This window comes from Duganella sp. Root198D2 (assembly GCF_001428585.1).
Taxonomy (GTDB): domain Bacteria; phylum Pseudomonadota; class Gammaproteobacteria; order Burkholderiales; family Burkholderiaceae_D; genus Rugamonas.
In genome coordinates this window covers 1-11,241 of record NZ_LMIC01000033.1, presented here as the reverse complement: position 1 = coordinate 11,241, position 11,241 = coordinate 1, and the positions used below count along the sequence as shown (strand labels likewise).

Annotated in this window: 8 protein-coding genes and 1 pseudogene; 2 read left to right on the top strand and 7 right to left on the bottom strand. The window is 60.8% G+C overall.

Going from position 1 to position 11,241, the window contains the following annotated elements; genetic code table 11:
* On the bottom strand, nucleotides 1-619 hold a 619-nt coding region (locus ASE26_RS20050; protein WP_162259188.1), incomplete at its 3' end, for an RHS repeat protein.
* A gap of 26 nt (nucleotides 620-645) precedes the next feature.
* Nucleotides 646-1,986, bottom strand: a complete 1,341-nt coding sequence (locus ASE26_RS20045; RefSeq protein ID WP_255357557.1) for an RHS repeat domain-containing protein — start codon at nucleotides 1,984-1,986, stop codon at nucleotides 646-648.
* 662 nt (nucleotides 1,987-2,648) lie between these two features.
* On the opposite strand from ASE26_RS20045, the gene ASE26_RS20035 reads away from it, so the two are divergent.
* The gene (locus ASE26_RS20035; protein ID WP_082591424.1) at nucleotides 2,649-3,275 is read left to right on the top strand and encodes an integrase core domain-containing protein; all 627 of its coding nucleotides are present in this window, start codon (nucleotides 2,649-2,651) and stop codon (nucleotides 3,273-3,275) included.
* Between the two features lie 435 nt (nucleotides 3,276-3,710).
* Here ASE26_RS20035 and ASE26_RS20030 read toward each other — a convergent pair whose 3' ends face one another.
* The gene (locus tag ASE26_RS20030; protein WP_057246821.1) at nucleotides 3,711-4,058 is read right to left on the bottom strand and encodes an RHS repeat domain-containing protein; all 348 of its coding nucleotides are present in this window, start codon (nucleotides 4,056-4,058) and stop codon (nucleotides 3,711-3,713) included.
* An 80-nt stretch (nucleotides 4,059-4,138) separates the two neighbouring features.
* Between ASE26_RS20030 and ASE26_RS20025 the strand changes: the two are divergent.
* Nucleotides 4,139-4,381: pseudogene (locus tag ASE26_RS20025) on the top strand (hypothetical protein); the annotation flags it as partial.
* Nucleotides 4,382-4,393: 12 nt separating this feature from the next.
* On the opposite strand, the gene ASE26_RS30140 reads toward ASE26_RS20025, so the two are convergent.
* From ASE26_RS30140 to ASE26_RS20005, 4 genes are all read right to left on the bottom strand, one after another.
* Nucleotides 4,394-4,957, bottom strand: coding sequence for a suppressor of fused domain protein (locus ASE26_RS30140; protein ID WP_162246565.1), 564 nt, complete (start codon nucleotides 4,955-4,957; stop codon nucleotides 4,394-4,396).
* A complete protein-coding gene (locus ASE26_RS20015; RefSeq protein WP_057246820.1) occupies nucleotides 4,944-6,446 on the bottom strand; it encodes a polymorphic toxin-type HINT domain-containing protein in 1,503 nt (500 codons plus the stop codon). Before ASE26_RS20015 ends, ASE26_RS30140 begins: the two co-directional genes overlap by 14 nt.
* A gap of 568 nt (nucleotides 6,447-7,014) precedes the next feature.
* Complete coding sequence (gene xerC, locus ASE26_RS20010) at nucleotides 7,015-8,142, bottom strand: site-specific tyrosine recombinase XerC (RefSeq protein ID WP_055932165.1); 1,128 nt, start codon at nucleotides 8,140-8,142, stop codon at nucleotides 7,015-7,017.
* A gap of 4 nt (nucleotides 8,143-8,146) precedes the next feature.
* A complete protein-coding gene (locus tag ASE26_RS20005; protein ID WP_255357013.1) occupies nucleotides 8,147-11,218 on the bottom strand; it encodes a toprim domain-containing protein in 3,072 nt (1,023 codons plus the stop codon).
* Nucleotides 11,219-11,241 lie beyond the last annotated feature (23 nt).

Genomic DNA, 11,241 nt, shown 5'->3' with positions numbered 1-11,241 from the left:
TCTCCTTCTTGCGGTTGCCGTTGCTGTCGTACTCGTAATCRGTRCGCGACAGGTTGCTGCCGCCTTTCTGGTGCAGCACGCTGCTGACGCGGCCGGCCTTGTCGTAGTTGAAKACGCTGGCCACGCCRTTGTTGTAGTCGATGCGCGTTTCCAGGCTGGAGCGGTCGTAGCTGTAGCTGGTCACGCCCGACTTGCCSACCACCGAGGTCAGGCGATTCAGCACATCGTAGCCGTAACGGGTTACCTGTCCATCCTGGGTCAGGGTGGACAGCTTGTTGCCGTTGGCGTCGTAGGTGCTCGATAYCTTGGCGCCGAAGGCGTCGGTGTGCGTGATCTGGCGGTCGAARCGGTCGAAGGTGTAGCTCGAAGTGCGCGTGCTGCCGCCCTTCTGCTCCACCGACACCACGTTGTTATTGGCGTCGTAGCCGGTGGCGATGTCGGTAAAGCCGTCTTCGCTGGCCGAGTAGTGCTTGGTCGTTTCGCGATTGATGGCGTCGAAGGTGCGCGTAATGACCGTACCGTTGCCGTCGGTGTGGCTGCCCATATTGCCGGCGGCGTCGTAGACGAAGCTCTCGCTGGCGCCATCCGGGTAGCGCACGCCGGTGCGGCGGTTCAGCACGTCGTAGTCGTAGCGCGTTTCGTTGTTCAGCGCGTCGAGGTACGAGACGTGGTTGTCGGCCTTGTCGTAGCGGCTACCCTTTTCCTTGCCTTGTCGTAGCCGTAGGTGTGCGTGCCGGCGGCGTCGCTGACCGTTTTCAGGCGGTTGGCGGCGTCGTACGTCGACGTCGCGGCATTGCCCAGCGGGTGCACRACGCGCGTGCGGTTGCCCACGCCGTCGTATTCATACGCCGTGGTCTGGCCCAGGGCGTTGGTGACCGAAGTCAGGCGGCGGCGGGAGTCATGCGTGTTGACGGTCTGGCGGCCTTCGGGGTCGRTGACTTTCGCCACGTCGCCCACGCTGTCCAGTTCRAACCTGGTGATCGCMGCCAGCAGGCGGTTCTCGGACGTGCGCAGGTTGCGGCGGTCGTAGCTGTAGGACGTCGCRTTGTTATTGGCGTCGGTTGCSACCAGCACGTTGCCGTTGCGGTCGTATTCCTGCTTCAACAGCACCTGCCCRTCGCGGGTGCTGCTGGTCAGGCGGTCCACCTTGTCGTAGAYATGGGTGGTGACGATGCCGCGCTTGTCGGTTTCCTTGACCTTGTTGCCGTTCGCGTCGTACTCGAACTTCACCGTCTGGCCCAAGGCATCGGTCACCAGCACCGGACGGTTCAGCGCATCGTACTGGGTAGTCGTGCTGTGGCCGAGCGGATCGGTTTCCTTGGTCTTGTTGCCGACCTTGTCGTACTCGAAGATATGGGTGCCGCCWTTGGCATCCTTGCTCAGGGTYACGCGGTTCAGCCTGTCGTACTCGTAGCTGGTYTTGTTGCCGCGGCCGTCGGTCARGCCGGTGCGGTTGCCCATCAGGTCGGCTTCGAACGTGAGCGTGCGGCCTTCCGGCTGGCGCGTTGTCGTGCGCTGGCCAAGCTCGTTGTAGTCGTGCGTGGTGGAGTTGCCGTTGGCGTCGGTTTCGGACAGCAGGTTGCCGTCGCCATCGTAATCCCACGCGGCGAACTTGCCGACCGAATCGTAGCTGGCGATACGGCGGTTCAGYTTGTCATAGGTGTGGCTGATCTCGTTGCCATTCGGATCGGTCTGGCCAACCAGGTTSCCCACGCCGTCGTAACGGTAGTCGGTTTGTTTGCCTTCGCCATCAATGGAGTTGATCTTGCGATCGGCCGCGTCGTACTCGAACTTCGTAACGTTCAGGTTAGGATCGGCCGTCTTGACCAGGTTTCCCACCTCGTTGTACTCATTGGCGGTGACCTGGTCCAGTTCGTCAACGCTGGTGAGCAGGCGGTTCGCCGCATCGTAGACGAACCTGGAAATATGGCCGCGTGCGTTGGTTGCGCTGACGCGGTTGCCGTTCTTGTCGTAGTTGTATTCAATAGAGGCCCATGGCCTCCGGCAGCCTGCGAACTCCGGCAGCCTGCGAATTCATCATTTCACAGGCTGCAAATGGAACGGATTTTTAAAGATCGATTGCCGTTTTGCGTCGGCAAAACATTTGCACGGACAGGCTGCCAGAATTCTAATCGATTGATGCTGCCGCGTGAAGAAGGCGCCCGCAGTTAAAGGTGAAAAGCTGCATTCATGATGCCTGCTTTTGAATGCCGGATCGCACGGCAAATATCGGTACAAACAACTACAGCGAATGAATTTTCTGCTTCAGTACTACATCTACTTCATGGACTGGTGGCGCAAGCATCTGCGGCAAGTACTGCGCAAGCATGCTTTGCTAGCCGACTTCGGCCGAAGAGCAGCGCAGCCACCAAACTTGCGAGTTCGCCCGGCACCACCACGCCCAACGCGGCGCAACCGCAAGCCTGACTAGGCGGTCGAACTGGTGCTGGCGTTGCATCGGCACGGCCTGAGCATCCGTCAGATCAAGGCCCAGTTTGATCGACAAGGCGCAGCCCTTGGCCAGTCGATCAGCTTGGGCACCATTTGCGACTGGCTGCGGCGCTACGCCTCGGACATGCGCGCTGTCCAGCAGCGCACCAAGCATCGGCTGCCGAAGCATATTCCAGCCAACAAAGAATGGGGCGTGGATGCCACTGGAAAGCATGACGCGGYAGGGAGCGCACTTCATCTTTGGCATCATCGACTGCGGCACACGCCTTTGCATTCATCTTTCCCGCACAGAGGGCCAGACATCAAAGGTGCTGCTGAACRAGCTGCGCGCAGCCGTTGTCATTTACGGTAAACCCAAGCGGATTTGCACCGACAACGCTCCAGTCTTCCACAGCAAGGAATTCGCGCAAGGACTACGTGCGCTCGGCATCAAGCATCGCTTTATCGAGCGTGGCAAGCCCTGGCAAAACGGGCGCATTGAGCGCTTGTTCCTGACCTTGAAGCAGAAGCTGAATTTGCTGGTGCCTGACCGCCCGCAGGACCTGGACTCGCTGCTTGCCACGTTCAGGAAGTGGTACAACGAGATTCGGCCGCATCAGCATCTGTTTGGCTGGACACCGATGGAGGCCTGGCGCGGCATCAAGGACTCGCTGCTTGCCACGTTCAGGAAGTGGTACAACGAGATTCGGCCGCATCAGCATCTGTTTGGCTGGACACCGATGGAGGCCTGGCGCGGCATCARTCCTTATCTGAACCCKCCGAAAGCGTTCGTTCCATACCAGGGCTGGAACGGGCTTCTGAAAGGATTCGTGCCGCTGCATTAGCCAGCAACCAAGTGGCGGYCTATTGAACATGGYGAACGACAGGTGTTCAGGCTCGTGCTCGCCTGCTGGCCTGGAATTGCTGAAATTGCAGGCACATTGAGTTGGGCGGGCAGACAGTTTGCTGATTGAAGCGGCTCGACGGTCAACGAGTTGTGTCCGACGGCCCGCTTTTGGTTTGAAAAAAGCGTGCCGCAGCCCCCTACCCCAATTTCAACTGAACACTGAACGGGGCACTTGCGGCGCCTCACTGCTTATACGGCGAACCCAATACCCCACTTGGCGCACCGGGTAACCTTCCGCCAGCGCGAATGCTCGCTGCGACATACCGCTCTTGCGCCAGCGCGCTACTCGCTCCCGCCACAGCAAYTCCCGTTCAGTGTTTGACATCCCCATCTCCAAAGTAAAAATCRGAGTATGGCTTTGCAAATCACGCTTTCACAGGTGGAACGGCTGCACGCTTACGTTCAGCCTGTCGTACTCATAGCTGGTCTTGTTGCCGCGGCCGTCAGTCAGGCCGGTGCGGTTGCCCATCAGGTCGGCATCGAACGTGAGCGTGCGGCCTTCCGGCTGGCGCGTCGTCGTGCGCTGGCCCAGCTCATTGTAGTCGTGCGTGGTGGAGTTGCCGTTGGCGTCGGTTTCGGACAGCACGTTGCCGTCGCCATCGTAGTCCCACGCGCCGAACTTGCCGACCGAATCGTAGCTGGCGATACGGCGGTTCAGTCCGCTCTTGCGCCAGCGCGCTACTCGCTCCCGCCACAGCAATTCCCGTTCAGTGTTTGACATCCCCATCTCCAAAGTAAAAATCAGAGTATGGCTTTGCAAATCACGCTTTCACAGGTGGAACGACTGCACGCTTACCGGACATCCGCGGCCGAAGCCCCATCGAGCCAGCAATCGGGCACATGAAAAATGACGGCCGCTTGCGACGGAACTGGCTGAAAGGCACAGACGGCGATGCGTTCCATGCCCTGCTGTACGGCTGCGGACACAACCTGCGCATGATCTTGCCGAAGCAGCGGCTTCTTTTGGTCTTGATCACTGCCGGGGCAATGGCGCCGTTTCCGGTGGAATGGACTTGGCGCCGGCTCCAGCACGGTCATTGCTGACTGTCGATTTATTCAGGCCGCACTAATTACGCGATCTCGCTTCACGTCAAAAAAATCAATATTTAGATCGTAAAAGAATCTCTCGACGCCTATAGATTGGATGAAGTCAATTTCCTCTTCGTAAATTGGGTATATTTGTGATAAAAATATCGTACGATCTGCCAATTTAACAGTCAGGTCTTCTTTGGCAAGAACCGTACATTCGAAGCAAAGGAATGCGCTCATCTCTGATTCTTCCGAAATGGCTGTGCGGAAATCCAGTATTTCACCCCATGAAAAAACGTGCTCTCTACCCTTGGCATTCCTAATGAGTTCACCCATAGCGATGGCCCAAGCCACATCTTCCGAATCAACCGAAATCACCAATTCTGGCCGTATTGACGTCCAACCAACTACGGACGCACTAGACAGGCCGAAGCTAAAGGCAGTTAGACACCCTTGTTCAGGTACATTAGCGTATGAAACCACTGCCAAAAGGGATTCCGACGAGTCCGATATCTGGAAATATTCCCCATTATCTCCAGCAATGGCTTCTATATGCTCGAGGTATTGTTCAACTGGTTTACTTTTGGTCACGTGTACGTCCCCTATTCATCGAACTATCTTCCCAATGATATAGATCAGGATTGTTTTCCGCCTCAATTACCTGTTTTCTCGTGGCTTTATTTTCAATATGCATCTGCCGCCGCTTTTCCCAAGTGTGTTCCGGTGTATGTCCCAAATCCGTTCGGCCGATCTTCAATGGTTCGCGGCTATATGGATCTAACATCGCGCCGCGCTCATTTTTCGGTTGTGCCTCATCTACCGCTTGAAGTGTTTTCTTTCGCGGCTTCACGCGGTTGTATCTTGGATCATTCTTAGCCTGTGGTGTCTCGACATCTGGATGCCTACCACCTTCGTTTTCCCATGTGTCAATACAGTCGATATTATGGACCCACACCATTTGGGCACCGACAAAATAGGTATGGAATTCTGCGACTGTTAAATTGTAAGTATCCGGGGAAGCCAGCGTGGCGACCAGAGATTCGACGACGAGCGTTTCGCCTGCACTGGTCAAAACACGCATTCCACGCTTTAAATCGCCACTATTAACCCAACCGGCTCCAGCCTCGCCAATTTCCAAGAATGATCGATCGATAACCCAGAATGGATGGTTGTCCGTGACCTCGAACTTCTGGATCGCGCCGGTAGCTGCGCGCAACGTCAGTTCGAACACTCCCTTATTCCTGGTCAGGATCAGGTCGGTCACCGGTTTGTATGCAACCTCGCCAGTAACTTGGCTCTTCGACAGAACGAAATCGCCGACGCGAACGTCCTCAATGGCTTTGAACCCTTCCTTTACAGCGACCAGCGTCCCCGCAACGAAGCAAGACGAGCATCGCTTTCGCTTTGGATTCGCCTCAGGTTTTGCCGTCTTCTGCCCCGTAGAGGCTTGCTCGTTCGGTGCAGCGTCTTTTACCCCAGGGCCACTGCCGCGCTCGGCAGTCGTCTGGCCTTCCGCGTTCGCGCCGGCCTTCGCAGGAGCCGCTGGCGCTGCTTCAGCAGGAGCCTTCATTTCCGGCTTGCTGAGTTTTGCTTTGATCTTGCCAGCCATGGAAGCAGCATTCTTCACGGTCGCTGCCGCATTTTGCGCCATCATTACGCCATTGATGGCGTCCTCCGTCAGCCTACTGGTGGCGGTGACATCGCCGTCAGCGGCAGCCGCGGCATCTGCTTTTACTTTGTTGAGCGTCTTCCTCCAGCCGCCATTAAAGATGAAATTAGCTGTCCCCTTTATGCCATTAACCACGGCCGTGTTTGTCGCGTCGATGTCGTTTCGCGCAGCAGAAGTATCCATGCCGTTAACCTGGCCTACTGCTACCTGGTAACCGTTCGCGATGTAATCGAGCGGGATCAGGATGCCGTGGCCCAGGCCGGCAACGACCTTGGTCGTTCCGGTTGCCACAGCGCCGGCATGGCCGAGTGCCGTACCGTTGCCATAATTGGCAACCTGGCCGTTTAAGTATTGTGAGAAGTTCCCCAGCTGCTCCGAGGCATCTTTGAAGACGCTCTCGTAACCGTTCAAATCCACATATACCGTTGGATTGGCGTATGCATACAGGTAAACGTTATGCGCTGACGCGAGCGGTCGTAACGCAAGCCATTTTTGCTAGACGCATCAATGACTTACGGGCGGGCGCTGCTAATGAATTGTTTAAAGAGCGAGGAAATTTTCCAGACGCGAGTTTGGCCGATTGCCCGGGCGCGCGCAAGAGACGATTTTCTCGGCGGCCAGGCGGCCTTGATGCCGGCCGGCCGCTATGTGGTCGCAAATTGCGACCACATAGCGGAGAGTATCGGAGGTGGGCACTGCGGTGTGTCGTGATTGTTACTGCGTAACGGCGCCGGCTTGATGGCCAAACATGGCGCTGCACGCCCGTTTTATGGACGCGTGCAGCAGGAGATGGATAGCTTGGGCTGCAAAGCAGCAGCGGCATGCCGCTCGGGTTCGTTACTGCGTAACGGTGCCTATTCGAAGTCGAGGTAGGCGTCCGCTTTCGTAGCGTCATGCCTGATGCCGGCCAGGATGCGCTCCTCCTCGGCCTCGTCGCCGGCAAACTGGCGCCGTGCGCGGCAGGCGGAATGCCCTTGTGCTACGGCGCGTCCTCGTCGTCGGACTCGTCAGCTTCCAGAGCTGCCAGGAGGGCACTGGAAGCCGCGCTCGATGCGGGCCGATCAATCAGGTCGCCGTCACCCCGTTCGCCGCCCTGGCGCCGCTCCAGGCGCGCCGGATGGGTGGCCGCGTGGATTTCCTTGAGCTTGTCGATGGAAACGTGGGTGTAGATCTGCGTCGTGGCCAGGTTGGCATGCCCCAGCATCGCCTGGATGAAGCGCGTATCGGCGCCGCCTTCGAGCATGTGGGTGGCGCAGGCGTGGCGCAGCAGGTGCACCGCGCCCGGCTTGTCGATGCCGGCGAAGGCCATGTAGCGCCTGACCTTGGCAGCAACGAACTCGCCCGACACCGCCTCGCCGTAGTCGCTCACGAACAGGGCGTCGTGCTCGACGGTGAGCAACTGCGGGCGCCCTTCCATCAGGTATTTCTCGACCCAGGCCGCCGCCCGCGCGCCAATCGGAATGACGCGATCGCGCCGCCCCTTCCCCTCGCGCACGAACACCACCCGCCGTGCCAGGTCGACGTCGTACAGCATCAGATTCGGCAGCTCCATGCGCCGCAACCCCGTGCTGTACAGGGTTTCCAGCATGGCCCGATCGCGCAGTCCCTGTGCGTTGGCGGGGTTGGCCTCGTTGATGATCGCCTCGACTTCCGCCACGGAGAGGATGGTACGCGGCAGTTGCCGGCCCTTCCTGGGCAACTCCAGTTCGGACGCCGGGTTGAAGGCGATGTGATTCTCGCGCGTGAGCCACTTGAAGAAGGTTTTCAGGGGCGCCAGGAAGCCGTGCTGGGTGCCCAACGTGAGCGGGTTGCCGTCTTCCTTGCGGTAGTAGAACAAGTGGCGCTGGTAGCGCTCGATGATTGGTCGCGTAATGGTGCGCGGGTCGACGATGCTGCGCTCGGCGCACCAACCGATGAAGCGCTTCAAGGCGCTACGCCGCGCCCGCACCGTGTCCTCGGCGTAGCCCGTCACCAGCATCCATTCGAAGTGCAGCTCCATGTAGCGCGTCAGCGGGTGCGCGTCCAGCGTGCGGTCGCGCTGCTTGTTCGGCCCGCCCGGCTTGACGGCGGCCGGGCGGCGGGTCTTGATGCGCTGGCCCTTTTGCATGGCGTCACACCAGGGCGGTCAGTGGCGGATGCGGGTACGACAGGACCGCGCCGTTTTCGGCAGGGACGTGCGTTTTGGTCGCTGCGCGCCGCGTGTGACCCGCTACGCCCGGCACGACTGGCGATTCGGCACCCCGCGAGCCCCCCGAAACCGGCCCGCTATCGGCCCGCAAGTGCCCCGCAACTTCGTCTATTTGCCCCCGCGAGTTGTCGGTCGTAGCCCCATCCGCGACACTCTTTCCGGCAAGTTGTCCGACATCGATCAGGCCCGGCAGATGCGGCCGGCCACCCTCGCCGCCCGCGTCATACGCCAGCTCATAAACGAGCTTGCCGCCCGGCCCGTTGCGGCGCCCGATCACGTATTCGAATTCGACCAGTCGTTCCAGGTGCAGGCGCAGCTGCGTGTCGCCAATCTCCAGCGCCTCGCGCGCCTGCCTGCGTGTAAAACGCACGTCGCTGCGCGCGACGGCCTGTTCGCCGGCGAGAGCGTCGACCATCTGGCACAGGGCGCGCAGCAGCGAGCGCGTTTGCGGCGGCAGTTCGTCCAGGCTGCGCCCCAGTACCTCGTGCGCCAGCGCGTTGGCGCATTCGATGTCCGCCTGCGTCACCTCGATGTAGTCGATGCTGCGCTCGCGGTGCTGCGTGCTCTTCACCGGCCGCTGGTACTGGTGCAGCAAGGCGATGGTGTCGATCAGGGTCAGGTACTTTTCATGGTCGCGCCGCGTGCGCGTGGCGTTGTCCGGGAAGGTCAGGCGCTCGGCATACGGGTTCATCACCGCCAGCGGCCGTAGCAGGCGCTGCGCATTCTGGTGCAGTGCGACGATGTATTCCTTCTCCTGCCTGGCGAGCAGCCCTTGCAAGGTGCGGCGCTGGCGCTGCAGCCGGTGGATCGCCTGCGTCTGCTGCCTCCCCTCGTCCACGCTCAAGACCAGGCAGCGGTTGAGCAGCTCGGGATCGATGTCGAGCGCCGTCGTCGTGGTAAACAGCATCACCGGCCCCTCGACCCGGTATTCCTGCGTGATCAGGTTACCCGTCGCGGCGTCCTTGCCGGTGCTGGCGATGGTCAGCTCGCCCTCGGACTGCAGCAGCTTCAAGGCGTAGGAAGCGCGCGAGGCGCCCTCCTCCTCGGCCAGCGCCAGTATCTTGTGCTTCAGATTGGCCTGCCCCATGTAGAACAGGCTTTGTCCCGTCATGGCGCTGTACTTGATCTTTTCCTCGGCCGGCATCATCGCCAGCACCGCATCCATCAGGGAGGTCTTGCCGGCCGCCGACGAGGACCGGATCACAATGGCCAGCGGGTTGGCCAGCTTGCGCGAGGTCGCCGCCAAGTAGCCCACCAGCTTGTTCGTCACCTCGCCCGTGATGCCGGCCGCGTCCATGTCGGCCACGATGCGGCCCATTAGGTCCGGGTCGGCCAGCAGTGCCAAAGCCGCGCGCTTATCCTCCTCGCCGATCTGCACCGCCTCCACGGCTGCCGGGGCCAGCGCCTTGCGCAGGCGTTCGTCCTGCAGGGCTTCCAATTTCAGCATCACGCGGCCCAGGTCGGCCCGGATCACGTCCTCGCCGATCCGCAATTCACTGGCCGCCTGCGCGGCGAAACTGGCGCGCGCACGCGCCGCATACAGGTCGAACGTGTCGACGTGGAAGTGCTCGCCGCAAGCGGCCAGCAGGTTGACCTTCAACAGCTCCGAACTGGTGTTCTTTTCCAGACCCCGCACGCGGTAGTGGCGCTCGCCGAACACCATGCGCAGCGCGTTGTCGACCTCCTCGGGCGGCGCTTCTACGGCGGGCGCTGGCGGCATGGGCGAGGCCGGCAACGGCGGCAGTGATGGCGATGGCGGCAATGGAAGCAATGGTGGCAATGGCGAGGCCGACGCTTCGGCAACGGCAGCAGCAGCGTCGGGCCGCACGGCTGGCGTGGATGGCGCAAGCGGCGTGGCGTCCGGCACCCGAGCGGCTAAGGTAAGAAGCGGACCATGCGGCGCCTCGCCCTTGCCGAGCCACTGCGCCTTGCGGATCGCCGCGCCCAGCGTCACGGCCGCCGGCTGCGGGCCATGCAGCGCCGTCGCATTCGCATCCATGTCGCGCGCAAAGACGATGCGGTAGCACTCGATGCCACGCTCCATCAACTGCGCCGCCAGCTTGGCCGCGGCCCGCTCGCCCGCATCGTCCCGGTCGTAAGCGATCAGCACGCGCTCGGTCCCGTTACGCAGTAACGCGGCCAGGTGATCGTCCGTAAATCCCTCGACGCCGTAAGCGGCGGTGACGTTTGTGTATCCAGCGCACCAGAACGTCATCGCATCGATCAGCGCCTCGCACAGGATGATTTCCTTCGGCTCGGCCAGCGCTTGCGCATTCCACACGCCCCGGTGCGCGCCCGGCAGGTACAGGTGGGCCGGCGTTCCTTTCCTCAAGTCGTCGCGAATCTTGCGGCCGTATATTTCGGTGACGTTGCCGGCCTCGTCCATGATCGGCACGACGATGCTGCCGTTGAAATGCTCGTGGCCGGACTCGCGGTAGATGCCGACCTTCTGCAGGCGGGTGCGGATGCCGGCGCCGGCCACGCGGTCTTTCTCCGGCAGGCGCAGGCCCAGGGTGCGATTGGCGTAGCCCAGCTTGAAGCGCGCTATCAGTTCGGGATGGTCCAGCCCACGCGCGCGCAGATAGGCCAGCGCCTCGGGCGATTGCATCAATGTCTCGTGGTAGTAGCCGACCGCCTGGTTCAGCAAGGTCTGGTCGTCGGCGTCGAACGCGACTGGCGCCGGCAGGCTGCGCACGGTGGCGCGCTTGATGGGAGCATCCTGCACACCCGCAGCTAAGCGGTTCGATGCCAACTGCGGATCGGCCTTCAGCAACTCGACCGCGTGCCGGAACGACACACCCTTCCACTTCATCACCCAGTCGATGGGGCCGCCGCCGATCTGGCAGCCGAAGCAGTGCCACAAATTCTTGGCCGGCGTCACGACCAGCGACGGCTCGCTGTCCTCGTGGAACGGACAAATATAGTGGCCCCCGAAATTGAGACGGTGGTTTAAGCTGTCGTCCGCGAAAGGATGATAGCAAATGAGTGAAGGCAAAAAACGCAGGGTGCATACGGCGG